The organism is Psychrobacter sp. APC 3279, assembly GCF_030407795.1.
GTDB lineage: Bacteria > Pseudomonadota > Gammaproteobacteria > Pseudomonadales > Moraxellaceae > Psychrobacter.
The window spans coordinates 119437-144196 of the sequence record NZ_JASDCR010000007.1; the positions used below are offsets into that span (position 1 = coordinate 119437).

The 24760-nt window shown below is 44.9% G+C and carries 23 protein-coding genes; 12 read left to right on the forward strand and 11 right to left on the reverse strand.

All coding sequences use genetic code 11. The features are described from left to right. Positions 1–63 precede the first annotated feature (63 nt). From QL898_RS05215 to QL898_RS05225, 3 genes are all read right to left on the reverse strand, one after another. Positions 64–807 (reverse strand): amino acid ABC transporter permease, encoded by a 744-nt coding sequence (locus QL898_RS05215; protein WP_057762590.1) that lies wholly within the window; start codon positions 805–807, stop codon positions 64–66. A gap of 14 nt (positions 808–821) precedes the next feature. Continuing rightward, positions 822–1658 carry an amino acid ABC transporter substrate-binding protein gene (locus tag QL898_RS05220; protein WP_057761253.1) on the reverse strand — a complete coding sequence of 279 codons (837 nt, stop codon included), beginning with the start codon at positions 1656–1658 and terminating at the stop codon, positions 822–824. Positions 1659–2106: 448 nt separating this feature from the next. Beyond that, entirely contained in the window at positions 2107–2880 is a 774-nt protein-coding gene (locus tag QL898_RS05225) for a UTRA domain-containing protein (RefSeq protein ID WP_290176037.1), read from the reverse strand. A 384-nt stretch (positions 2881–3264) separates the two neighbouring features. Between QL898_RS05225 and hutU the strand changes: the two genes are divergently transcribed. The 10 genes from hutU to QL898_RS05275 all read left to right on the forward strand — a co-directional run bounded on the left by hutU (position 3265) and on the right by QL898_RS05275 (position 13672). After that, positions 3265–4983, forward strand: a complete 1719-nt coding sequence (gene hutU, locus QL898_RS05230; RefSeq protein ID WP_290176038.1) for a urocanate hydratase — start codon at positions 3265–3267, stop codon at positions 4981–4983. Between the two features lie 62 nt (positions 4984–5045). Further along, a complete protein-coding gene (gene hutH, locus QL898_RS05235; protein ID WP_290176039.1) occupies positions 5046–6608 on the forward strand; it encodes a histidine ammonia-lyase in 1563 nt (520 codons plus the stop codon). A gap of 27 nt (positions 6609–6635) precedes the next feature. Further along, entirely contained in the window at positions 6636–7676 is a 1041-nt protein-coding gene (gene hutG, locus QL898_RS05240) for a formimidoylglutamase (protein WP_290176040.1), read from the forward strand. A 57-nt stretch (positions 7677–7733) separates the two neighbouring features. Beyond that, positions 7734–9047: an imidazolonepropionase gene (gene hutI / locus QL898_RS05245; RefSeq protein ID WP_290176041.1), complete on the forward strand. Its 1314-nt coding sequence runs from the start codon at positions 7734–7736 to the stop codon at positions 9045–9047. 244 nt (positions 9048–9291) lie between these two features. Then, positions 9292–9654 (forward strand): roadblock/LC7 domain-containing protein, encoded by a 363-nt coding sequence (locus QL898_RS05250; protein WP_010201036.1) that lies wholly within the window; start codon positions 9292–9294, stop codon positions 9652–9654. 176 nt (positions 9655–9830) lie between these two features. After that, positions 9831–10325: a PAS domain-containing protein gene (locus tag QL898_RS05255; protein WP_101205202.1), complete on the forward strand. Its 495-nt coding sequence runs from the start codon at positions 9831–9833 to the stop codon at positions 10323–10325. Positions 10326–10328: 3 nt separating this feature from the next. After that, entirely contained in the window at positions 10329–11078 is a 750-nt protein-coding gene (locus tag QL898_RS05260) for a PhnD/SsuA/transferrin family substrate-binding protein (RefSeq protein WP_290176042.1), read from the forward strand. Positions 11079–11202: 124 nt separating this feature from the next. Then, positions 11203–11826: a hypothetical protein gene (locus QL898_RS05265; protein ID WP_290176043.1), complete on the forward strand. Its 624-nt coding sequence runs from the start codon at positions 11203–11205 to the stop codon at positions 11824–11826. A 140-nt stretch (positions 11827–11966) separates the two neighbouring features. Continuing rightward, positions 11967–12581: a hypothetical protein gene (locus QL898_RS05270; protein ID WP_102093870.1), complete on the forward strand. Its 615-nt coding sequence runs from the start codon at positions 11967–11969 to the stop codon at positions 12579–12581. A gap of 410 nt (positions 12582–12991) precedes the next feature. Continuing rightward, positions 12992–13672 carry a histidine kinase gene (locus QL898_RS05275; protein WP_201548175.1) on the forward strand — a complete coding sequence of 227 codons (681 nt, stop codon included), beginning with the start codon at positions 12992–12994 and terminating at the stop codon, positions 13670–13672. A gap of 57 nt (positions 13673–13729) precedes the next feature. Here the strand turns inward: QL898_RS05275 and QL898_RS05280 are convergent, their stop codons facing one another. The 7 genes from QL898_RS05280 to nfsB form a co-directional block, all read right to left on the reverse strand. After that, entirely contained in the window at positions 13730–14299 is a 570-nt protein-coding gene (locus QL898_RS05280) for a GNAT family N-acetyltransferase (protein ID WP_201548174.1), read from the reverse strand. 48 nt (positions 14300–14347) lie between these two features. Next, on the reverse strand, positions 14348–15070 hold the full coding sequence (locus QL898_RS05285; RefSeq protein ID WP_290176044.1) for a nucleotidyltransferase family protein: 723 nt from the start codon (positions 15068–15070) through the stop codon (positions 14348–14350). Beyond that, positions 15067–16392 (reverse strand): XdhC/CoxI family protein, encoded by a 1326-nt coding sequence (locus tag QL898_RS05290; protein WP_290176045.1) that lies wholly within the window; start codon positions 16390–16392, stop codon positions 15067–15069. Before QL898_RS05290 ends, QL898_RS05285 begins: the two co-directional genes overlap by 4 nt. A 111-nt stretch (positions 16393–16503) precedes the next feature. Continuing rightward, complete coding sequence (locus tag QL898_RS05295; protein ID WP_290176046.1) at positions 16504–18942, reverse strand: xanthine dehydrogenase family protein molybdopterin-binding subunit; 2439 nt, start codon at positions 18940–18942, stop codon at positions 16504–16506. 2 nt (positions 18943–18944) lie between these two features. Beyond that, entirely contained in the window at positions 18945–19937 is a 993-nt protein-coding gene (locus tag QL898_RS05300; RefSeq protein WP_290176047.1) for a xanthine dehydrogenase family protein subunit M, read from the reverse strand. Next, positions 19934–20605, reverse strand: coding sequence for a 2Fe-2S iron-sulfur cluster-binding protein (locus QL898_RS05305; RefSeq protein ID WP_290176048.1), 672 nt, complete (start codon positions 20603–20605; stop codon positions 19934–19936). Before QL898_RS05305 ends, QL898_RS05300 begins: the two co-directional genes overlap by 4 nt. Positions 20606–20940: 335 nt before the next feature. Then, positions 20941–21597, reverse strand: a complete 657-nt coding sequence (gene nfsB / locus QL898_RS05310) for an oxygen-insensitive NAD(P)H nitroreductase (RefSeq protein ID WP_290176049.1) — start codon at positions 21595–21597, stop codon at positions 20941–20943. A gap of 391 nt (positions 21598–21988) precedes the next feature. Between nfsB and QL898_RS05315 the strand changes: the two genes are divergently transcribed. Beyond that, a complete protein-coding gene (locus tag QL898_RS05315) occupies positions 21989–22642 on the forward strand; it encodes a DsbA family oxidoreductase (RefSeq protein WP_290176050.1) in 654 nt (217 codons plus the stop codon). A gap of 44 nt (positions 22643–22686) precedes the next feature. Beyond that, complete coding sequence (locus QL898_RS05320; RefSeq protein ID WP_290176051.1) at positions 22687–23382, forward strand: haloacid dehalogenase type II; 696 nt, start codon at positions 22687–22689, stop codon at positions 23380–23382. 114 nt (positions 23383–23496) lie between these two features. Here QL898_RS05320 and QL898_RS05325 read toward each other — a convergent pair whose 3' ends face one another. After that, complete coding sequence (locus tag QL898_RS05325; protein ID WP_057761290.1) at positions 23497–24627, reverse strand: S-(hydroxymethyl)glutathione dehydrogenase/class III alcohol dehydrogenase; 1131 nt, start codon at positions 24625–24627, stop codon at positions 23497–23499. Positions 24628–24760 lie beyond the last annotated feature (133 nt).

The following is a 24760-nucleotide window of genomic DNA, read 5'->3' on the forward strand; positions in this document are numbered from 1 at the left end:
ATGACACACCCTAGTCTATATTTGCGAGTGTCTATTGAGCCATAACTTATTTTACTACGTAGCTTATTTTGCCACATATCGATCAAGGCGCGTTTCAAGCTTGCCTTGGATGAAGGTCAAGAACAGACAGATACCCCAGTAGATAATTGCCGCTTCTGTATAGACCAGCATAAACTCATAGTTACGAGCTGTGATAATCTGCGCTTGTTTGAATAGCTCAGTGACCAGTACCAGTGAGGCAAGTGAGGTATCTTTTACCAGACTGATAAAGGTATTGGACAACGGCGGCACCGATACTCTAAGCGCCTGCGGTAAAATCACATGACGAAAAGTCTGTAGATACGTCAAACCAACCGTCGAGCCTGCTTCCCACTGCCCTTTTGGTATTGACAAAATCGAAGCACGCACTGTCTCCGATGCATAAGCACCGATGTTCAATGAGAATGCGATAATCGCTGAGGGAAAGGGATCAAGCTTCACCCCGACACTTGGCAGACCATAGAAAATAATAAACAGCTGAACCAGCATCGGTGTACCGCGAATGGCGGACACATAGACACGAGCGAGCCGATAAATGATTTCATGGAACCAAGTGGCACGCGGAATGATACGAATCAATGCCACTGTCAGTGCAATGGCCATACCAATCGCAAATGAGATCAATGCCAGCGGTATCGAATAATAGATACCGCCTTTGAGCATTGGCCAAAACGACGAGATGACAATCTGCGCTCGATCAGGACTCATAAATGGCAATACTGCCAATAAGTCCGCGAACCATGATGTAGACATTACAGAAGCTGACATGATAGAAACTGACATTATTTTTGTTGACTTATATCAGCACCAAAGAACTGTTCGCTAAGCTTAGTTAGCGTGCCTTCAGCCGCCAATTCAGCCATCGCTTCATCCAATTTTGCCACGACTTCATCATCACCTTTGATAAGCACTAGGCCTGAACCACGTAACTCACTAGCAGGTGCAGTCAGTTTAATCTCAAGATCAGAATCTGGGAACTTTTTTAGATAATCCAATACCGCTAGATTGTCATTCATCGTAAAGTCAGCGCGATCCTGCTTCACTAATTGAATCGCTTGCGCCATACCATCGACAGGAACGATCTCTGCACCATAACGCTCTGCAAGCTCACCATAGTTACTGCTAAGTGATTGCGCCGTACGTAGGCCTTTTAAACCTTCCCACGAGCTATAACGGTTGTCATCAGTAGGTGCCAATACAACCGCACCTGACCAGCTATAAGCCATTGCTTTGTCATACTTTGCTTTACGCTCAGGCGTGGTCAAACTAACTTGGTTAGCCACCATATCAAAACGTTTTGAATCCAAACCAGCCAACATCGCATCCCATTGAGTTTCTTTAAACTCAACGTCTACGCCTAGTTTATCCGCGACTGCACGCGTTACTTCAACATCATAACCCGTTAGTTTGCCGCTCTCATCATGATACGTGAACGGAGGATAAGTACCCTCTGTACCGACGTTGATGGTGCCGCCGTTGTTGATACGTTGTAGCAAATCAGAACCGCCTGTTGCAGCGCTGTCAGTTGCACTGGTATCGGCTTCGTTGGTAGTAGATTGACCACAAGCGGCAAGGAACATAGTGCTGGCGGCAAGGGCTAAAAGAGTACGACGTTTCATAAGACGTCCTTATAAGAGTGAATGAATAAAGTAAAAACACATAATGCTAATAAGACACACAGCACTAATAAAATATACGGTGCTAATAAATAGGACAAGCCGACACAGAAGAACAATATAAGCTCCTCTATGATATTCGGCTTTGGTTGCCCGATTTGAGGCTATTTGGGCTATTTTTCAATACTGTTTCTATATTATATTTTAATTTTTAACGATTGTTCAAATATTCTGGCGAGTTTAATTAACGCCAATTGCTATCTTATTAAATAACAGTTTATGGATATAGTATCTCACTTTAGACAGAAAAAACGTACACAATCAGTGAGCATACGTAAGCTATAGTCAGTTCAATATCATCTCGATACAAAGAAACCGAGTGCAAGTTATACATTAGTATGCTTAGCGAGGATGAAGATGTAGCGGATTTATATAGGCTTGACTATATCTGCTATAACTCGCCTGAGAACTGATAGCGATCACCCGCATGCCACATCTTTACAAAGGTAACGACTTGGCCAGCCGAATAGGTCTGCCGACGCAACACAAGCGTTGGTGACTGCGGCGCAATTTGCAAAAACTCAGCAATCTCATCAGGGGCTGCCAATGCTCGGATGGTATAGCTTCCACTGTCTAGAGGACTTTTGGCAATCAAGTAATCACTGGTATTGACTACACTAAAATCCTGATCGATAAACTTCGGTACTTTTTTGGCATCGACCCAGCGTTCTTCAAACTGTATGGGCTGACCATCGGCAAAGTGAATGATTTTTACTTCATACAAGACAGCTTCATCACTAGCATCTGTCTGAGCAATCGCGTTTACAGACGTAGCCCCTTCATCAATTATAGCCCCTTCATCAATACCAAACTTACGACGCAACTCATTATCGAGCATAGCAGCAGTCACGGCGCGCTTGCTGACGACCTGTGCCTCATAATCACGATTGGCAGACTTTAAATCCTCAGCGATGTTGCGTACCTCAACAAACGTATGATTAAACTGCTGCTGCGCGACAAACGTGCCCGACCCTTGTCGACGCTCTAACACCCGCTCCTCGCTCAGCTCTTTTAGCGCACGGTTGACCGTCATTCGTGACACACCAAATTCTTCAGCCAATGCCATTTCTGTCGAAATCGCGTTGCCCGCTTGCCACTTACCAGAATGAATGTTGTCTAGTATGGCGTTTTTTATGCGTTGATACGCCGGAATCGTCTTTGTCATATCCGCCTTGACCGTCAGTTTTGCTAATAGGAATGACCACATAATATCACGAGACCACCGTGCAAGCCTTAGTCAAAATGTCTGAGCGTTCAGTATTGACTAGGGCATTTTTCAACTCACTCGATGTTATCTAAATTGGCTGAGTTAATCACAAAAATCATCAGCTCATGAAAAAAATCCTTGCATGAAAAAAGTATCTTTGATAATTTGTATATACAACTTTACAGCGGTGCTAGAAAATTTGTTTTATCGATTCGATATTTTTATGAATTTAGATGAATACTTAATAGTAGATAAATACTTAGTAAATGAATATCTAGACTGACTGTAAGACACTTACTTTAATGACTTTATCGCCCTATTCGCTATCACAAGGATATGATCATGACTACTGACAACGGAACCAACAAAGAAACTAAGCTGACTCGCCGCGATGAGAGCCGTAATATTGCTGCGCCTACCGGTAGCACGCTACATTGCAAAAGTTGGCTGACCGAAGCCCCTTATCGCATGTTGCAAAACAACCTGCATCCTGATGTGGCAGAAAACCCAAAAAGCCTAGTCGTGTACGGTGGTATCGGACGCGCAGCCCGTAACTGGGAAAGCTATGACCAAATCTTAGAGTCGCTAAAAGAGTTAGAAGATGACGAGACATTACTAGTGCAATCTGGCAAACCAGTAGGCGTGTTTCAAACACATGAAAATGCCCCGCGTGTTTTGATTGCCAACTCCAACCTTGTACCGCGCTGGGCGACGTGGGAGCACTTCAACGAGTTAGATCGCAAAGACCTATTTATGTACGGTCAAATGACTGCTGGTAGCTGGATTTATATCGGTACGCAAGGCATCGTCCAAGGTACGTATGAGACTTTTGTGGAAGCAGGTCGTCAGCATTATGATGATAGCTGGGCGGGTCGTTGGATTTTGACCGCCGGTCTGGGCGGTATGGGCGGCGCGCAGCCACTAGCTGCTACCTTTGCAGGTGCGACTTCACTAAACATCGAGTGTCAGCAATCTAGCATCGATTTCCGTTTGCGTACTGGTTATATCGACAAGCAAGCAGACGATCTTGACCACGCTTATGAGCTAATCAAACAACATACGGACGCTGGCGAAGCTGTCTCTATCGCCCTACTTGGTAATGCCGCAGATATCTTACCTGAGATGGTCAAGCGTGCTAACGCTGGTGGCATGAAACCCGATTTGGTCACCGACCAGACCTCAGCGCATGACTTGATCAATGGCTATCTACCAAGCGGTTGGACGGTCGAAGAATGGAAAGCTGCTCAGGAAGATCCAGAGCAACATGCAGCACTGACCAAAGCCGCTGCTCAGTCTTGTGCCGTACACGTACAAGCGATTTTAGACTTGCAAGCGATGGACATTCCAGCGACTGATTACGGTAACAACATCCGTCAGGTCGCTTTTGATGAAGGGGTCAAAGATGCCTTCAACTTCCCAGGTTTTGTCCCTGCATATATTCGTCCGCTATTTTGCCAAGGTAAAGGTCCTTTCCGCTGGGTAGCGCTATCGGGTGATCCAGAAGATATCTATAAGACTGATCAAAAAATCAAAGAGCTATTCCCTGAAAATAAACATATTCATCGCTGGTTAGATATGGCAAAAGAGCGTATTCAATTCCAAGGCTTGCCTGCTCGTATCTGCTGGTTAGGGCTTGGTGAGCGTGACAAAGCAGGCTTAGCATTTAATGAAATGGTCAAAAACGGCGAGCTAAAGGGCCCAATCGTCATTGGTCGTGATCACTTAGACACGGGTTCTGTCGCTAGTCCAAACCGCGAAACAGAGAGCATGAAAGATGGTTCGGATGCGGTATCTGATTGGGCGCTATTGAACGGTATGCTGAACGTGGCAGGCGGCGCGACGTGGGTATCACTACATCATGGCGGCGGCGTTGGCATGGGCTACTCGCAGCACTCAGGTATGGTCATCGTCGCAGACGGTACGGACGCTGCAGCCAAACGCTTATCGCGAGTACTGGTCAATGACTGCGGCTCAGGTGTGATGCGCCATGCAGATGCAGGTTATGAGTTGGCGATTAAAACAGCGAAAGACTATGGTCTAAATCTGCCAATGATCAAATAATTCGAATCATTTTACTTTATAAAAATAAATAGCCAGATAACTATGCAACTAGGATTACCCCTATGAACAATATCAAACAACTAACCCTACATCCTCGCCAGCTTAGCTTTAAGATGCTACGTGATATCTACGATCAGCCTGTCATATTGACACTACCTGAGAGTGCTTATGAGGCGATAGATGCCTCGCACGAAGATGTACGTACCATCATTGCACGAGACAAAAGCGCTTATGGTATCAATACTGGCTTTGGCCTCTTAGCAAAGACGCGTATCAGTGACGACCAACTTGAGCTACTTCAGCGCAACCTAATCGTTTCTCACTCAGTGGGCACGGGTGAAGCTCTCCCTGCAGGCGTGGTACGACTAATTATGGTGATGAAAGTTGCCAGTCTGGCGCAAGGCGTTTCCGGCGTACGCCGCGAGGTGGTAGATAGTTTACTTGGCTTAATCAACAACCAAATCACACCCAATATCCCAGCCAAAGGTTCAGTTGGAGCATCTGGTGACTTAGCGCCATTATCACATATGACGCTGGCGATGATGGGTGAAGGCGATGTGTTTGTTGACGGTAAAAAAGTGCCTGCTGCTGACGCTCTAGCACAGCATGGACTTGAGCCAATCACATTGGCAGCTAAAGAAGGCCTTGCACTGATCAACGGTACGCAAGTATCAACTGCTCTAGCGTTACGTGGTTATTTCTTAGCGCGTGATTTGCTTGAGACCGCCACCATTGTCGGCTCTATGTCGATTGATGCTGCAAAAGGCTCGGACTCACCATTTGATGCACGTATTCACGAAGTACGTGGCCATCATGGTCAAATCGAAATCGCCAAAGCACATCGTCAACTCATCAAAGGCAGTGCTATCCGTGCCTCACATGACGGCGAGCAAGACGATAGAGTGCAAGACCCTTACTGCCTACGCTGTCAGCCGCAGGTCATGGGCGCCTGTCTCGATATCATCAACCAAGCAGGAAAAACGCTACTCATCGAATCAAATGCGGTAACAGACAACCCACTAATCTTTAATAACGAAGATGGGCCAGTTGCTATATCAGGTGGTAACTTCCATGCTGAGCCAGTGGCTTTTGCCGCGGATATTCTAGCCTTAGCAATCGCCGAGATTGGTTCTATGTCTGAGCGCCGTGTGGCCTTGCTGATCGATGCGACTCTGTCTTGTGGCTTACCGCCATTCTTGGTTGATAATGCTGGAGTCAACTCAGGCTTTATGATTGCTCATGTGACCGCCGCAGCACTGGCCTCAGAAAACAAATCTATCGCCCATCCTGGTAGCGTCGATAGTATCCCGACTTCTGCCAACCAAGAAGACCATGTGTCTATGGCCACCTATTGCGCACGCCGCCTATACGAGATGGTGCAAAACACCGCCACTATTATCGGTATTGAGCTATTGGCTGCTGGTCAAGGTATCGACTTCCATCGAGGACTCGAGACGTCAGAGCCGTTGACAGTGGCACATCAGAAACTACGTGAGCAAGTGACGTTCTATGATAAAGATCGCTACCTAGCCCCTGATATCGAAGCCGCCAAGCAGTTGGTATTAGACGGTACACTTGCTGAGCATTGGCAAGAACTGCGTCGCGACTGGTACGAGTCTAAGTAACAGTTAATTGGTTAAAGGAGAGCAACGATGACAGTAGCAACCACACCCATTAACCATACACCTGCTGATATGACCCAGTGGACAGGCCGTGCTGAGCCGTTTGAGACTGCGCGCGCCCGCTACTGGTATCAGCTTGCCCAGCCTTATGAGGCTCAAAATGTCGGGCTGGTTGGTTTTGCATGTGACCAAGGCGTCAGACGCAATCAAGGGCGTGTGGGTGCAAGGGCCGCCCCGCCATTGATTCGTCAAGCTTTTGCCACGCTACCAGTCATTGCCAAGTTGCAACAACGCTTTGACGATCAACTACCATTCTTACTCGGTGATGCGGGTGACATTCACTGTCATGACAACGACGGCTTTGCCGAGAGCACTCTTGAGCAAGCTCAGATCAAATACGCCGATGCAGTCGGCACTATCATCAAACAAGGTGGCCTACCCATTGGTCTTGGCGGTGGTCATGCCATCGCTTACGGTAGCTTTTTGGGATTATGGCAAGCGTTAAAAGAAACAAATGACACGACTGTCAGCACATCCGCAGCACCGACAATCGGAATCATTAATTTTGACGCCCATCTTGATATTCGTCAGTCTGATGTGGCGACCTCTGGGACACCGTTTCGCCAAATTGCTGAGTATCTTGACGCACACGAGCAGCCCTTTCATTATTGCTGTATAGGCGTCAGTCGCTTTTCTAATACCGCCGCACTTTTTGATCGCGCCGAGCAACTGGGCGTACAGGTCATTAGCGATGAAGACTGTCATTATCAGCCTTGGGATACACTTGCCGAGCAGGTCAAAAGCTTCATAGATCAGGTCGATATCGTGTATCTCACCATCGATATGGATTGTTTGCCATCTAGTGTCGTTCCAGGTGTGAGCGCACCTGCTGCTTACGGCATTGAGCTGGGTTTTGTTGAGCGTATGGTAAAAACCATCATGGCATCAGGCAAAGTAAAAATGGCAGACATTGCTGAGATTAATCCTACCTTTGACGTTGATAGTCGTAGCTGCAAAGTCGCTGCTCGACTGCTGGCAACGATTGTAGAACAGCACTTACTTGTCAGCTAGCTCTTACAAAAAAAGGTCTTAACAGGTTACTCGCCTCCCAATCATTAGGAGCATACTATGAATGAATCAGAAAATTTTAGCGAGCAGACGCTCGACAAATCTACTATGACATCGTTTGATCAACTCATTATCAATGCCAACATTGCGACGTTCTCGGCACAACATGGTTTTGATATTTACGAAAAAGGAGAGACTGATAGCGTCCCATATGGTCAACTACATGACGCGGCTATCGGTATTAAAGACGGCAAAATTGCTTGGCTTGGGGCACAGGAACTAATCTCTACTCATCTGCATCATTATCAAGAGAACCAAATCACAGACGCCGATGGTAAATGGATAACGCCTGGGCTCATTGATTGTCATACGCACATTGTCTATGGCGGCAACCGCAGCAATGAGTTCGAAGCGCGTTTGCAAGGTGCCAGTTACCAAGACATCGCAGCACAAGGTGGCGGTATCGTCGCGACCGTGAGCGCCACCCGCGAGGCTAGTATTGAATCGCTATTTGCCCAAAGTGAAAAGCGTTTAATCGCCCTCATTAAAGAAGGCATCACCAGTATCGAGATCAAGTCGGGCTATGGTTTGGACTTAGACACTGAGCGCAAAATGCTTACCGTCGCTCGCCAGCTTGGCGAAAAATATGACATTCATGTGAGTACTACTTACCTTGGGGCACATGCGCTACCGCTAGAATACAAGGACCGTGCGGACGACTATATCGAGCAAGTCTGCGAGTGGTTACCGATTCTGCATGCAGAAGGCTTAGTGGATGCGGTCGATGGCTTCTGTGAAAACATTGCGTTTAGTAGCGATCAAATCAGACGCGTTTTTGAGGTCGCGCGCTCATTAGATCTACCAGTCAAACTGCACTCTGAGCAGCTATCCGATATAGGTGGTAGTGCCTTAGTTGCTGAATATAAAGGACTATCGAGCGATCATCTAGAGCATTTGTCAGAAGAAGACATCAAAAAAATGGCCGCTAGCAACACGGTTGCGGTGATATTACCCGGAGCGTTTTATACGTTACGTGACACCAAGCTGCCACCAATTGAGGCACTGCGTAAGCACTACGTACCCATGGCGATTTCGACCGATTGCAACCCCGGAACCTCACCCTTAACGTCGCTGTTATTGACGATGAATATGGGCTGTACGCTATTTTACCTCACCCCTGAAGAAGTACTAGCAGGCTCGACTGTTTATGCAGCACAAGCATTAGGACTACCTAACAAAGGCAGAATAGAGGTTGGCTGTGATGCTGATTTAGCACTGTGGGATATCGCCCGTCCTGCTGACTTGGCCTATCAAATGGGGCTAAACCCTATCCAAGGTATCATGGTTCAAGGACAATGGCGCGAGACACTATAATCAATCTACCTTTATTTATCGTCATTAGAAAAGCCCCAATCATTCAATGATTGGGGCTTTTTTAATAACAATGTTGCAAATTTCATAAAGTTAAAGAAAAAAATCTCCATAACCTCACTTTAAATAGGGATTTACTATATCAATATTATTAGTAAGGATTTATAATACCCTTTTTTAAACAGGGTTATTTTTGGCTAACTATAGTTCATAAATAAAAATCAACAAACAGTATAGAGAAAGCGATATGCGTACAGATTCATTTCAGCAGATATTGGAAGACTTAAACAGTTCATCAGCAGATGTTGAAGCATCTGCGCTAATCTCTAACGATGGTCTTATGATTGCTTCAGCTCTACCAACCGGCGTGGATGAAGATCGTGTGGGTGCTATGTCAGCAGCATTATTATCGTTAGGTGATCGTGCAGGACGCGAGTTGGCACGCGGTAGTATCGATCGCATTATGATTCAAGGTGAGAAAGGCTATGTCATCATGACCTCATCAGGCGATGAAGCCGTACTTACCATCATGGCAAAACCCAATGCCAAGCTTGGCTTGATATTCCTAGATATTAAGCGTGCCTCAGAAGCGTTGGCAAAGCTCATTTGATTAGCGACTGCTTATCGAATTTATTAGCTTTTAATTACTATAAACATAGTTGGTTCAATATAATTTGAATATAAGAAAACCGAGTAAAAGTACTACAAGTAGTAGGCTAAGCAAGGCTGACACCGTATCCAATTTATAGAGGGTTGACTACATAACGATCAACAAAGGAGATGACCATGGGTTCTCCAATCCCTGATGCACACAAACCCGATATGCCTGCTGAGCAAATCACGATGACTTATCATGATGGCACGTCACGAACTGTCTATGATACTGGTATAGAGCGCCCCTACCCAGACGGTAAGTTGATTGTCTCACGTACCAATCTCGACGGTATCATCACTCACGTCAACGACGCCTTTGTCGAAATCAGTGGCTATCACGTAGATGAATTGATTGGCCAACAGCACTATATTTTGCGTCATCCTGATATGCCAAAAGCTGCCTATAAAGACTTATGGAGTACGGCTGAGTCTGGACAAAAATGGCATGGCTATGTCAAAAATTTATGCAAAGATGGCAGTCATTATTGGGTCTATGCCACTGTGGTGCCTAACGTGCGTCGCGGCGAAACCGTCGGCTACACCTCGGTACGACGCAAACCATCACGCAGCAAAATTGAAGCGGCGATGACTCAATATGCCCAAATGAAACAAGATGAGGAAGGCTAACTCATGACGACACACAATATGTTAATCGCCCCTGATTTTTCGCCTGATCGCTTTGCAGGCTGGCACATGTTCAACACCTTGATTCAAAAACGTGCCAACTTAAACATGCATCTCAATATTCCTGCCTCTCACGCTGAGCAAGAGCAGGTCATTGATGCTGGTGACATTCAAATCATTTATGCCAACCCTTTTGATGCAGCCACTCTCATTCGAGAGCAAGGCTATCGAGCCATTGCCCGACCTATCGGTAAATCTGACGAGATGATCATTGCAGCCGCAGCCAATAGCACTATCAGCCGTTTGGAAGACATTCGAGCAGGGGCTACTGTCGCGATGGCTGACAATCGAGATGTTAAACTGATTGGCTTGCGCTTGCTAGAAGCCGTCGATATAGAAGCGTCTGATCTCAACTGGGATGTGACCGAGACCTATCAAGCGGCTGCCCGAAAAGTCATTAAAGGTGAAGCCCAAGTCGCGTTCTTTTTGGCAGAGATTTTTCATAGCTTTTCACGCTTGACCAAGACTCAGCTGTCAGTACTTATCGAAAGTGACTTGGCTGATATTAGCCATGTACTCCTTGTTAAAGAAGACTTTCCCGATTCGCAAATCTTCCTAGAGGCCATCCTCAATTTACACAACGATGCAGATGGTAAAGAAGCCTTGGCTGAGCTTGGCATGCCTCAAGGGTTTGAGCCAATGAGCGAAGAAGATGCCGAATTTATGATTGATTTGATGCAGACATTATTGGATTAGTCGCTCAATCATTATATTGATATCAAGCGCTATTTCTCTGGATTACATCATCGCTTGTCGTATGACATTATTATCACTGAAGCCAGCACTGTCGTAATAATAGCGATGACAGGAGGGTATTATTATGTCTGATTCAGACCTAATCAAAGAAAACGAAAGAGTCGCGCACCGAGTATTTCGGTTTTACTCTCGTAAAGTATTTTTGGCACCCAACAACCGTCACTTTCATGAGCAGCGTATCAACGCAGCTTTGCTATTGACTGAGAAAGAACCGCTACAGGGTGCAGTGGCAGACTTTTTTTATGGTTGCTGGTTTGATATCCCATACGATGTAAACAATCTGTTTACTCGTATCAAAGATCGTTTGTATCCTCATGTCCAGCAAGGCTTTCGCGAGTGCATTGATAAAAAAAGATACATCCAGCGCAATAGTATGTTGGCCACTCGTTGGAGTGTGCTGATATCTCCTTCTCTCAATGAGCAAAAGCAACGACTGCGTATCAGCAGCGACGATGCCCGAGAAATCGCTAAAGACATCACCACTGAGCTGATGCAAGCGCGTGATGACGAAGATTGGGGTACGATTGAGCAAATCGAAAATGAGTTTTTTGCCCATTGTACGGCGCGCAATGATCGTCTCGCATTTTCGTTGGTATGGTTTCGCTTGGGTAAAAGTGATTGGCAGTTCGATGCGCGTTGGGACAACTGCCAACATCATCTCGATCAAACTATAGTCAAATCCATATAAAGCTGCTACATCGTCATCTTCACTAAGCATACTAATGTATAACTTACGCTCGGTTTCCTTGTATCGAAATTATTTGAACTCAACGATATGAAAGCTTAATTTGTCACTTATTAATCACTTTTATCATAATGGTAGTTACTATGTCTTCTTACTTAAATGCTGATAAAACCTATCTTACTCTGACGCCAGCTGGTATTTTTGAAGCGTTTTCACAGAACGAACCAACTGATGAGCAGTTGGCATTACAGAATTTACTGTCTTATGATCAGACACTGCTCGCTGCTGACTGGCTTCAGCGATATTCTGAACAATGGCTACAAGGCTTTATCGAACAAGGTTGGATTGAAAAGCTGTCGCTGTTTTTACCAGCGCCTAACTTGCCATTAGACCAGTTTTTGCCTTATGTCGTGGCGAGCTTATCTGGTAAACGCCGAGCCGCGATTGGATCTGATGAAGGGTTTTGTTTGGCACGAGTGGGCTATAGTCAAGAAGAAGCGGACATGCTCAGTGTCGCCGCCGCTGATTTTTCAGGCTTTATGCTCCGCCAAAAGCAACGTGGTTGGGCGGTAGAAAGCCAAGCCATCTCATTTTTTCAACAGGTCGACCTACTCATTCCTGAGACCAGCTTTGTGTTTTTATGGATAGATAATGCAGGCTACGTCCTCATCATCGATGGCGAACCTTTGACCAACAGTCGTGCTTTTGTCGAGCTAGTATGGGCCCTTAAAACGTCTGGATTGAGATTTCTTAACTAAGGAGGTTTCTTAACTGACTTAATTCATTCCACTGTATCGTCTGATTTGATGCCTAATCTCAATCTTTTACGCGAGCATAAGCAGTGTGCTTAGCTAAAATCAAGCGTACCGCTTATTCTCAGATAAATCTTTTTCGTACCATTTTTATCTATATCACTCTTTGATATCAGCCAACTCTACGCAGCAATAACAATACTCTCAGAATTAACAATAACTTGTTAGAATTTAGGTCATACTCTTCTCATACACTTAGGTATTTTCTTGCCACAACTTAAGTTGCCACAAATCTCTAATTATTCAAACATCTATACAGCTTCCAACATTTTAATTATCTTTTCCAACGTCGTACCCTACCGAAATCGGCAACTCCTGCCAAACCTTGCATTCTTGCTTATTTTTTAGGACAGTTTATGACTTCGCTGACCACTGTGCGCGTGCGTTATCAAACGATTGAAATTGGCAACACCGACATTCATATTTGTACTTTGCGTGATAATCAACAATTTAGCGACCCTGATGACGAAGCGTTAAATTTGGGCATCTGCTCTGCTTCTTGGCCGATGTTTGGGGTGATATGGCCTTCAAGCTTGGTGCTGGCCAATCATATGCTTGATTACGATATTGCAGGCAAACGTATCTTGGAAGTTGGCTGCGGTATGGCGCTCTCTAGTCTGCTATTGAATCATAGGCATGCGGACATCACAGCGACTGACTATCATCCAACGGTTGAGTATTTCCTTGATAGGAATACCACGCTGAATAATAACAAAGAGATTAATTTTGAGCGTTTAGATTGGGCAGAAGACAATAGCCATCTTGGCAAGTTTGATATGATTATCGGCAGTGACTTGCTTTATGAAGATCAGCACATTGATATATTGGCTGAGTTCATTGACCGCCATGCTATGCCGACTTGCGAGGTCATCGTGGTCGATCCTGGTCGCGGTCGAAAAAACAAGCTAACCAATAAGATGACTGAATTTGGCTTTAGTAGTAAGCATGTAAAACCTGAAAATACGACTTATCTAGACTTGCCTTTTAAAGGGCATATTTTGACGTTTTCACGTGATGAGACTGCTCAAGGTAAATAAAGATACTCAGCAGTTTTATAGTAAGTTTCTTATACCTCGTCATCGTTAACTATATCACTACTGAATACCTTGCCACTGCTGCCGAGTAATTTTGTATAGCACATGCTCAGCAAGTCGATGATCGCGGTCAAGCATCGGGTGATAGAAGTTTTCTTGTGTATTGGTCATACCAAGGCGCTCCATAATCAATTGTGAGCGTTTATTGATAACAGCCGTAAAGGCAACGACTTCATCTAGTCCTAATGTATCAAACGCAAAATTCAATGAAGCCCCTGCCGCCTCTGTCGCATACCCTAATCCCCAATAATCATTATGTAGCCGCCAAGCAATCTCGACAGCAGGAGAAAACGGCATCTCGGCATTCGCGTTATTTAACCCAACCATACCGATAAAAGTATCTGTTTCTTTTAGACTCACCGCCCAAAAACCCCACCCATTATCATCAATCAGCGACTGGCATTTTTTGGCGATAGTATTACTCATGGAAGTAGTTAATAACTTAGGAAAGTATTCCATTACCTTAGGATCAGCATTCATTTCAGCGAATGGCGCAAAGTCGCTCGCTTGCCACTGTCGTAGGTACAGTCGTTCGGTTTCTATCGTATTTATAATTTTATTCTCTCGCATTTCGTTGTTCAAAATGAATACTGTTCAAAATAAATTAAATTAATTATGCTAGCTATCAAGCCAGCCTTTTTGTTTGGCAAATGCTAGCTGCTCGGGCGTATCAATATCGTAACTAAGTTGGTCATTATCGACCTCACCTATTTGATCAGCGGGCAACCCTCTAATGAGGTGACGAAGCCCTTTATCTCCTATCAATTCTGACTGCCACTGTCTCAGCAGTTTATAGTTAATTGCTAAAGGTAGACCTATGATATCAGATACCGCTTTATCCAGATTTTGATGTTTTTCTAAACGTTGCCAACTGTGATAGCGACTGGCTACTACCGTCTGTTTGCCCGCTAGCAAAGCGGTTAAATGTGGTTCATCTAATAATACTTGATCGACTCCCATGATGAGCACTCGTTCGATTGAAGTTGATTCAATAGCAGAAATTGTCTCAATACCCAGACTTAAACTATCCGCCATACCAGTATCAGCTTGTGAGTTCACCACTATCTGAACCGTTGGATATTGATTGGCCAACGCTGTAATCGCACTAGCAATCAAACGATGGTTATCAGGAATGACAACGACGATGGCTTGCGGATTGGTAGTCAATGTCAGTCGGATCATATAAGTAACTAGTGGCTCGCCATTCTTAACGAGTAGTTGTTTTGGTTGACCGAGACGCTGACTGAGGCCACTTGCCAAGATGATGACCGTATGATTTTGACTCTGCTTCTCAGTACTTTCTGTATGTTCAGTACCTTCTGTAAATGCACCCTTACTCATACGCCACTCTGGACAGTATTGGCATCCGTATCACTACTCACCGCTAGGATACTTGGAAAGTTATTTTGTGAGCCACCTAATAATGCAGTTTGACTGTGCATGACCGCATTTATCTGTGCCATGATACCAAGTGCCAATGCTTCAGGACCGTCTCCACCAAGCTTATAACCAATCGGATAATGCAATTTACGGATACCAGCTTTTAAAATAGTAGGATTGCTAATATTCATGCTGATTTCATCAATCAAGCGTTCAGTACGATAGCGCGGCCCCAATTGCCCTAAGTATTTATAATTGTTTGCATGCTCGAGCAGTATTGCTAGACGAGCACGATCTTGACTCAAGCTGTGTGACATCAGAGCGACGGCTGCGTTATTACTGAGCTCAAGCAAACTCTCACGTTCATCTAAAGATAGCGACATCACAACGTCCGCTTGAGGAAACCGCATACGTGTCGCATATTGCGCGCGGCTATCTATAACTGTCACATGCCAATCTTGTAGCTTGGCCATGGTTACAAGCGGCATCACGTCGTTACCTGCGCCGCAAATCAATAGACGCAATTGTGGTTGCAGGCGTTGTACAAGCCACTCTGTATTTACCTCACCGTTTTCCACTATCACATATTCGGCATTTTTATCAGACAGCTTATATTGTGCTAACTCTTCTACAGTACTGGCAAGTATGCTTGAAAGAGCTGTTTTCCCTAGTGCAGAAACACTTCCCAAACTGCGGTACTCATCTAAATTAACTCTCATCCCAATATGAAATTTATCACTGTTTTGCGTTATAGAATCTTGATGCTGATAGTCGTTAGCACGAATTAAAGTCGCTACAGTAATCGGCTGCTGAGTACGTCGAACATTACGGATTGTCTCTAGCAATGGCGTTGCTGTCGTTAGTCGCTCAAACAATACATGCACTCGTCCATTACAGCCCAATCCAAAATTTAGCTCATCAAAGTCCGCTTCATCTAAACCGCCATCTAAACCGTTATCCGATCCATCATATATATCAGACTTGGTTCGCTTCACACCTGCTTGCGCTTGGCCATCGTCAGCATATTGAATGTCATCACCCGTCTGATAGACTTGCACATTGGCACCGTTACGAGTAAGCCAAAAGGCACGTTTGATAATATGCGGCTCCAAGCAACCACCACTAATCATCCCAACTGATCGACCATCCTCACAGATAAGCATCATGGCGCCAGCACGGCGATACGCTGAGCCTTCAGTACGTACGACCGTTGCCAATACAGCATCAATACCTTGTTGCTTAACTTTGATTGCCAGCTTAAGAATGTCAGCGACCTGATTCATAACGCCTCTTATTTGGTAGTTATTTTCTTGATAATGACGAAATATACTGCTGATTGAGTTATAAAAACCCGCTCATTAAGCGGGTTCCTGTCATACATATGGCTTAAAAAATTACTCTGGCATCTCGTAAAGCAATTTATCAAGCGTAATCGGAAAATCATAAACACGTACGCCGACGGCATTGTAGACAGCGTTAGCAATCGCGGCAGCAGCACCAGCAATCGCGGTCTCACCGATACCTTTAATGTGCATTGGATTGGTATAAGGATCATCCTCTTCGACCAGTATCACATCTAGCTGTGGTACGTCGGCATTGACTGGCACATGATATTCAGCAAGGTCATGGTTACATAGGCGACCATCACGTTTATCGTGAATGACCTCTTCCATCAACGCTGAACCAATACCAAACACCATACCGCCATAGCATTGCGAAGTCGCTGTTTTATGGTTAAGAATACGACCTGCAGCAAATGCACCCGTCATGCGTTTTACTCGAATCTCACCAGTGACCTTATGCACGGCCACTTCAGCGAAGTTTGCACCAAAAGAAGATTGACGATACTTTTTACCATTTTTACCTGGCTTTATCTGTCCTTTAGCACTGACTTTTTGCCCATCATATCCTGCGACCACGTCAGCAAGCGCATATGATTCTGTATTGTCAAAATTATATTTTTCTAATTCTGACTGTTCTTCTAATACATTCTCTGAAAATGAAACTCCTGTAGTTTTTGATATTTTATCAATAGTACTATCAGCGAACGCTTGACCGTTCTCTTTGGCTGCCTCTACCGCTGTTAAGTCGTGCTTGCCTACTTGCTTAATTCGACCATTATCTAGCTGAATCGTATCAGAGTATAGACCGACTTTTTCTGCTAGCATTTCACGCAACTGCTCACAAGCGAGGTAGACACCACTACCTGCACTCGCAGCGCCCCAGCTACCACCTGAACCTGATGCAGGCGGCAGGGCACTATCGCCTAATTTCATCTCGATATGGTCAATAGGTAGTCCTAACAGGTCTGCAGCTACCTGAGAAAACACTGTATAAGACCCTGTACCGATATCCGTCATATCTGTCTCAATAACGGCTTTAATACCGAGCGCTTTTGACTTATCGATTTGCAGCGTTGCGCGCGCTTCAGAAGACTGTAACTGATTACCACGTGCGGCCGCAGCCATGCCTGTGCCTATCCACCAGTCGCCTTCTAATTGGCTAGCAGGCTTTGCGTTGCGATGACTCCAACCGAACTGCTCAGCGCCTTGCTCCATACAGGCAATCAGTTGGCGCGTCGAAAATGGAATGTCTTTACTAGGGTCTTTTTCGGGCTCATTACGGCGGCGCAGCTCTATAGGATCAAGATCTAATTGCGCAGCCAACTCATCCATCGCACATTCAACGGCAATCATACCGACCGCTTCACCAGGCGCACGCATCGAACCTGATAGCACTTGGTTCATGTCGACCATTTCATAGTTTACACGGCGGTTTTTACCACTGTATAGATAGTGCGTAGACAAGGCAGTTGGCTCAAAGAACGCTTCATCTGGCAAATTGCTAGAAATAGTATCGTGAATCAACGTATCGATAACGCCATCCTTGTCGCAGCCAATTGCAATACGCTGACGAGTGTTTGAGCGTCTGACCGTTGCTTCCATCACCTGTGGACGGGTCATGGTAATCAATACTGGTCGACCAAGATCTTTTGACGCAATAGCAGCGGCAATAGATTCAGGAGCGATACCGAGCTTGCTACCAAACCCACCACCAACATAGTGTGCAATTAATTGAACTTGATCTTTGTCTAAGTCTAGTGCATCCATGACTTGCTGCTTACAAGACGCCAGCATTTGATTTGCCGTATAAAGAACGAGCTTATCCCCTTCCCAATGTGCCAATGTCGCATGTGGCTCCATCGCCGAGCTGTTTTGGCTTGGCGTATGATAGAAACGATCAAGCGTCACCTCAGCATCAGCCAATCCTTGCTCAGGATCGCCTTGGACATAATTTTTGTCAGAGCCTTTTTTCTCATCAACTTCATGGGCGTTAGACAACTCTTTGGTAAAATTCAATGCCGCTTGGTCAGTCTCATCTTTATAAGTGACTTTAAGTGCGTTCGCTCCTTCTGTTGCTGCTTCAAAGGTTTCAGCGATGACCACCGCAATAGGCTGACCATGATAAAAAATCTCAGTTGCTCCCTGCTTTGGCGCTTTTTTTAATCCGCCTTGCTGAGAATTACGCAAGAAGTGCTTAGGGTCTGTCACGACCTTGATAATATTGGGAATGCCATCTAAAGAGCTACTATCGATATTCTCGACTTGCCCTTTAGCAATAGTCGCACCGACTAAAACACCGTACGCTTTATTGTCTAAATGGATTTCGGCACTATAATGCGCTTGACCACTAACCTTTAGCGAGCCGTCAACACGGTTAATTGGCTTACCAACCAGTTTACTCGCTGTTGTGCTAAACAAAGACTCAACAGGTTCATCCATGGTCATTTTTTTGGTCGGTTCTGACTGAGTGATTGATTCAAATAATGACATGATTATGCTCCCTCGCCCGCTAATGCGCGCTGAATGACTTGTTTTAGTAGGCGACGCGTCAACGGTATCTTAAAGTCATTTTGACCATTACCTTTGGCATCATTCAATAGCAGATCGGCGGCTTGCGCAATAACGTCATTATTGCCATCGGTATCCGTCAACAGTGCCTCAACCGCTTCGTTACGCCATGGCTCAGTACCAATACCACCAAATGCCAATCGTACCGTCTTTAGATTGCCACTATCCTCAGCGTCTATCACTGCGGCACAGGACACAAGCGCAAATGCATAAGAGGCGCGATCGCGCACTTTGTCATAGGTGTGCATACCCTTGATAGGCGCAGGTAATACAACATGAGTAATTAACTCGCCTGCCTCTAATACGTTTTCGATATGCGGCGTATCTTTTGGTAAGCAATACAAGTCTTTCACATTGATAGAACGAGTCGATCCGTCAGCTTTGACTGTCTCGATAGTGGCATCTAGCAAGCGCATTGCTACCGCCATATCAGATGGATGCTGCGCAATACAGGCATCGCTCGTACCTAAAATAGCCAGCGTACGGTTCTCGCCATTGATAGCTGGACAACCTGTGCCCGGTTCACGCTTGTTGCAGGCGCTGTCTGTCTGATAAAAATAATAACAACGGGTGCGCTGTAAGAAATTACCGCCAGTCGTTGCTTTATTACGCAGCTGGCCAGTCGCTCCTGCCAAAATCGCTCTGGACAATACTGGATAATTGGCAATGACTTCAGGATGCGCTGCCAAGTCGCTATTGGTCACAAGCGTACCGATACGCAAACCACCGTCGGCAGTGGTTTCAACTTGCTCTAATTCTAAACGGGTAATATCGACCAATTTAATTGGCGTCTCAATCTCTAGCTTCATTAAGTCTAATAAGTTGGTACCACCTGCGATAAAAGACGCATCTTTGGTACTGGCAGATATTGCCGCTTGCTCTGGTACATCAGCACGACTATATTCAAAGCGTTTCATGAGCGACCTCCTGTTGTAGCAGTTGCTGTCTTGTTATTCGCTGAGGTCTTACCAAGTTGCGCCTCGCTCGGTGGCGGTGACCAGATACCTGTTACGCTTGAGTTTTGCACTACGTTGCCTGTTGTTTGAGTACTAGATTCTGATACTTGACTCTCTGAAACCTGGCTCTCAAGCACTTGTGAAATGGCTTTAATGATATTTGGATAGGCTGAGCAGCGGCAGATATTACCGCTCATGCGCTCAGCAATTTCTTGTACAAGGCGACCATCAGGATTTTTTAAGTCGGTGCTCACATGGCTTGGCCAATTTTGTTTCACTTCTTCTATCAATGCGGTCGCTGAGCAAATCTGACCAGGCGTGCAATATCCGCACTGAAAAGCGTCATTATCCTTAAATGCTTGCTGCAATGCCGATAATGACTCTGGCATTCCAATGCCTTCGATCGTTGTAATGTCATCACCATCATGCATAACGGCGAGTGTCAGACAAGAGTTAACCCGTCGTCCATTGATGAGCATGGTACATGCTCCGCATTGACCGTGGTCGCAGCCTTTTTTGGGTCCAGTAATTTGTAGGTGCTGACGACAGACGTCGAGCAGTGTCGTACGGGCGTCAAGATTCTCGAGCTGATAATCTTGCTTATTGATTGTTAAGGTCAAAGTAGACATGCTGGCTTCTCGCTGGCAGATGAATATAATGGAATGGTGAAATACGCTTCAAAATGACAGCGTCAATAAATTTATTATGACGTATGAAAACAGTTGTTTTGTTTTTACTTTGTAGGGATTCCAGTGTAGTTTCTAATCTGCGAGAGTATCGAAATGTTAGCGCTGCTAATAGGTGGTATATTTTTCATCCTCAGTTTTTAACGTTATTTCAAAGTAAATCTCGATAAAAAAAGCCCCATAAACAGTCAGTTTATGTGGCTCTTAAATAGACTTTTTACATATAGTATTTAGTAAATATGTCTATTAAAAATGTTCTTTGCTTAGATAATAAATGGCTAGGCTTTCGTGATAATCGTTTCTTCATCAAAACGTGATTTTGGCAGCTCAGCGTTAAAGTCATCTTTACTACGATAACCAAGCGATACGACCGCCACAGCAGTGTAGCCTTTACTACGTAAATCAAACTCTTCATCAAGTGCCTTTAAGTCTGCCCCTTCCATCGGAACCGCATCAATACCTAAGGTTGCCGCTCCTAGTAGTAGAGCGCCCATATTAAGATACAACTGCTCTATCAACCAATGTGGTTCGTCCTTTTGCTCATAACGACGAATGTCTAAAAACATTTTACGCGTCTGATGCATTTGCTCTTTAAATTTTGGCTCTGCGAAACGACCATCTGCCTCTTCTTTTTCTAGTATCTCATCCAAAAACTCATCATCTGCATAGACACGGCTACAGAATACAATGACGTGCGAGGCACCTTTTACTTTGGCATCGTTGAACTCGTACATGCCTTCAGTACCTTTCGCGATTCGGGCTTTACCAGCTTCATCATCAGCAATGACAAAATGCCAAGGCTGAATATTCGTACTCGAAGGACTTAGGCGCAAAATATCTTTTAGACTTTGGAAATCTTCTGCTGAGATTTTCTTATTGGTATCAAACTCTTTTGTGCTGTAGCGCCAGTTCATTGCTTCAGTGATATTTTTCATCTGTGACTCCATTATTGATATTAATTTTTATTCTTGCTTAGAATTTTTCTTTTTCAATTATCATTTCAACGAAGCCACTTTAAATAAAAAGCTATTTTATGACCATGCCTGCTTGGTTAAGTATTCGTAGGTTTTGTTATGACTGAGTCAGCGTATTGCAAAAACGCCTACTTTCTTATTAGTAATGGTTACAATTACGCTACCGAATTGGCGACGCCGACTGCGCAGACTACATTGTAATCACTTAGTCATTCTCTTAGTATGAACTGACTTGATATATGGTAACTAGTTATAGTTGTCTGATAACTAGGTAAATCTGCTTGATTCCAACTGATATGCCTCTATCTATACATCTCAAATAAAACATACATAATAATACCCGCGAGGAAATATGAGCACATCAGAAAAACCACTCCGAATAGATATCGTCTCAGACGTCGTCTGCCCTTGGTGCGTTATCGGTTATCGCCAATTGGCAGCAGCACTTGAGCAAACCAATACCGCTCACACTATCCACTGGCATCCGTTTGAGCTAAACCCAAATATGCCAAGCGAAGGTCAAAATCTACGTGAGCACATCATCGAGAAGTATGGCTCTACTAAGCAAGAATCAGATGCTAGCCGAATCAGAATGACTGAAGCTGGACAGGAAGTTGGCTTTGAATTTAATTTCAATGATGACACACGTATGCACAACACCTTTAACTTGCATCAGCTGCTACATTTCGCTGATCAACAAGGCCGCATGCATGAGCTAAAGCAAGCCTTGTTTGCCGCGCATTTCACCAATAACAGAGAGATCTCAGATATCAATGTGCTTGCCGATATTGCAGCAGAGACTGGGCTTGATCGTAGTGAGTCGTTGGCAGTGTTGGAAGGTCAATTTTTTGCGAAAGAAGTACGAGCAGAAGAGCAGCATTGGCAACAGCAAGGCATCCAAAGTGTACCAGCGATTATCTTTAATGAGCGTCATCTGGTCAGCGGTGCTCAAGGGGTCGAGAACTACATCAGTATTTTAGAGCAATTGGCCAACATGACTGAGTAAACCATACGACGTTATAAAAATGTCATTCTATAAAAGGATGCTTTATGTCTTCTGAACGCTTTCCCTTGATTATTGTGTTTGACGTCAATGAAACATTGCTCGATATCGACACGCTAACGCCTTTATTCACGCGCGTCTTTGGTAAGCAAAGAGTACTAAGAGAATGGTTCGCTCAACTGATACTGTACTCGCAGACTATGACATTGTCTGACCTCTATACACCTTTTGGTGAGCTTGGCGTTGGGGCGTTGCGAATGGTTGCTGATATCAGACAAGTGACTTTGACAGACGACGATATCAATGAGCTCAAAGAAAGAATGAGCGCGTTGCCGGCGCATCCTGATGCTGCACCAGCACTGACTCGTTTGCGCGATGCAGGGTTTCGACTGGTCACGCTGACCAATTCAGCAAGCAGTGCGTCCCCAACGCCATTAGAAAAAGCAGGTCTCAGCCAATTCTTTGAGCAGCACTTTAGTATTGAGACTGTTGGCAAGTTCAAGCCAGCACCTGATGCTTATCAACTGGTGGCTGATACGCTAGCCGTTGATACGTCAGATTTATGCCTTGTCGCCTGTCATCTCTGGGATACCATAGGCGCGCAGGCAGCAGGTTGTCGCGGTGCATTTTTGACCCGTCCCTATAATGCTATGCTGAACGCGCCCAATGTACCAGTTCCTAATTTGACCGCATCAGATTTATCGACACTAGCGGATCTAATCATTAGCAAAAAAAGTGCTTGATACATTTAACCTTTAAGCTATGTGTGCAAATAACATTAAAAAAGGCTGCCTCAATATTGAAGCAGCCTTTTTATTTTTAATAAAGCATTTCTAAAACAGTAATATTGTTGCTAATTACTCTGAAAAATGTACAACCGTACGGATACTTTCGCCTTTGTGCATCAAGTCAAACGCTTCGTTGACGTCTTCTATCGGCATAGTATGAGTGATGAAGTCCTGTAAAGGAATCTCACCCGCTAGATAGCGCTCGACATAACCTGGTAGTTCTGTGCGACCTTTTACCCCGCCAAATGCTGAGCCCTTCCAGACTCGACCAGTCACTAACTGGAATGGACGGGTTGAGATTTCTTGTCCAGCGCCAGCCACACCGATGATGACCGACTCGCCCCAACCTTTATGGCAGCACTCTAGCGCTGAACGCATAACATCGACATTACCGATACATTCAAACGAATAATCAACACCGCCATCAGTTAGCTCAACGATAACTTCTTGAATCGGCTTGTCATAATCTTTTGGGTTAATACAGTCAGTTGCCCCTAGCTTTTTGGCTAACTCAAACTTGCTTTCATTGATATCAATCGCGATAATACGGCTGGCTTTTGCCATGGCAGCACCAATCACTGCTGACAGTCCAATACCGCCCAGTCCAAAGATAGCTACTGTAGCGCCCTCTTCAACTTTTGCAGTATTCATGACCGCACCCATGCCAGTAGTCACGCCGCAACCAAGCAAGCAAACTTCTTCTAATGGCGCTTCTTTATTAACTTTAGCCAAAGAAATCTCTGGTAAAACCGTGTACTCAGAGAAAGTTGAGCAACCCATATAATGGTAGATAGGCTCGCCGTCTTTATAAAAACGTGTGGTGCCATCTGGCATCAAGCCCTTACCTTGAGTCTCGCGTACTGCCGAGCAAAGATTGGTTTTTCCTGAGCGGCACATTTTACAGACGCCGCATTCTGCCGTGTATAACGGAATGACATGGTCACCGACCTGAACGCTGGTCACGCCTTCGCCAACTTGCTCAACGATACCGCCGCCTTCATGACCCAAGATCGCAGGGAACACGCCTTCTGGATCTTCACCAGATAAGGTAAAAGCATCTGTGTGACAAACACCACTAGCAACGATTTTTACCAATACTTCGCCTTTGCGCGGTAGCATGACGTCCACTTCTTCGATAGATAGTGGCTGCTTTGGACCCCACGCGATGGCGGCTTTTGATTTAATAAATTTATCTGACATAAGAATCTCTCTTTTTTAATTGATTGTTATTTATGGATGACGACATGAAAGTTTCGCTATAAGCACAAACAATTCTAATAACTTGCTAACACACTTTATGGATTTTGGCGTTCACTATATCCACAGTTAAAAC

What these genes read in the sequence shown, in the direction of transcription:
- QL898_RS05215 (WP_057762590.1), bottom strand. Translation starts at nt 807, where the DNA reads ATGTCAGCTTCTGTAATGTCTACATCATGGTTCGCGGACTTATTGGCA.
- QL898_RS05220 (WP_057761253.1), bottom strand. Translation starts at nt 1,658, where the DNA reads ATGAAACGTCGTACTCTTTTAGCCCTTGCCGCCAGCACTATGTTCCTT.
- QL898_RS05225 (WP_290176037.1), bottom strand. Translation starts at nt 2,880, where the DNA reads ATGACAAAGACGATTCCGGCGTATCAACGCATAAAAAACGCCATACTA.
- hutU (WP_290176038.1), top strand. Translation starts at nt 3,265, where the DNA reads ATGACTACTGACAACGGAACCAACAAAGAAACTAAGCTGACTCGCCGC.
- hutH (WP_290176039.1), top strand. Translation starts at nt 5,046, where the DNA reads ATGAACAATATCAAACAACTAACCCTACATCCTCGCCAGCTTAGCTTT.
- hutG (WP_290176040.1), top strand. Translation starts at nt 6,636, where the DNA reads ATGACAGTAGCAACCACACCCATTAACCATACACCTGCTGATATGACC.
- hutI (WP_290176041.1), top strand. Translation starts at nt 7,734, where the DNA reads ATGAATGAATCAGAAAATTTTAGCGAGCAGACGCTCGACAAATCTACT.
- QL898_RS05250 (WP_010201036.1), top strand. Translation starts at nt 9,292, where the DNA reads ATGCGTACAGATTCATTTCAGCAGATATTGGAAGACTTAAACAGTTCA.
- QL898_RS05255 (WP_101205202.1), top strand. Translation starts at nt 9,831, where the DNA reads ATGGGTTCTCCAATCCCTGATGCACACAAACCCGATATGCCTGCTGAG.
- QL898_RS05260 (WP_290176042.1), top strand. Translation starts at nt 10,329, where the DNA reads ATGACGACACACAATATGTTAATCGCCCCTGATTTTTCGCCTGATCGC.
- QL898_RS05265 (WP_290176043.1), top strand. Translation starts at nt 11,203, where the DNA reads ATGTCTGATTCAGACCTAATCAAAGAAAACGAAAGAGTCGCGCACCGA.
- QL898_RS05270 (WP_102093870.1), top strand. Translation starts at nt 11,967, where the DNA reads ATGTCTTCTTACTTAAATGCTGATAAAACCTATCTTACTCTGACGCCA.
- QL898_RS05275 (WP_201548175.1), top strand. Translation starts at nt 12,992, where the DNA reads ATGACTTCGCTGACCACTGTGCGCGTGCGTTATCAAACGATTGAAATT.
- QL898_RS05280 (WP_201548174.1), bottom strand. Translation starts at nt 14,299, where the DNA reads ATGCGAGAGAATAAAATTATAAATACGATAGAAACCGAACGACTGTAC.
- QL898_RS05285 (WP_290176044.1), bottom strand. Translation starts at nt 15,070, where the DNA reads ATGAGTAAGGGTGCATTTACAGAAGGTACTGAACATACAGAAAGTACT.
- QL898_RS05290 (WP_290176045.1), bottom strand. Translation starts at nt 16,392, where the DNA reads ATGAATCAGGTCGCTGACATTCTTAAGCTGGCAATCAAAGTTAAGCAA.
- QL898_RS05295 (WP_290176046.1), bottom strand. Translation starts at nt 18,942, where the DNA reads ATGTCATTATTTGAATCAATCACTCAGTCAGAACCGACCAAAAAAATG.
- QL898_RS05300 (WP_290176047.1), bottom strand. Translation starts at nt 19,937, where the DNA reads ATGAAACGCTTTGAATATAGTCGTGCTGATGTACCAGAGCAAGCGGCA.
- QL898_RS05305 (WP_290176048.1), bottom strand. Translation starts at nt 20,605, where the DNA reads ATGTCTACTTTGACCTTAACAATCAATAAGCAAGATTATCAGCTCGAG.
- nfsB (WP_290176049.1), bottom strand. Translation starts at nt 21,597, where the DNA reads ATGAAAAATATCACTGAAGCAATGAACTGGCGCTACAGCACAAAAGAG.
- QL898_RS05315 (WP_290176050.1), top strand. Translation starts at nt 21,989, where the DNA reads ATGAGCACATCAGAAAAACCACTCCGAATAGATATCGTCTCAGACGTC.
- QL898_RS05320 (WP_290176051.1), top strand. Translation starts at nt 22,687, where the DNA reads ATGTCTTCTGAACGCTTTCCCTTGATTATTGTGTTTGACGTCAATGAA.
- QL898_RS05325 (WP_057761290.1), bottom strand. Translation starts at nt 24,627, where the DNA reads ATGTCAGATAAATTTATTAAATCAAAAGCCGCCATCGCGTGGGGTCCA.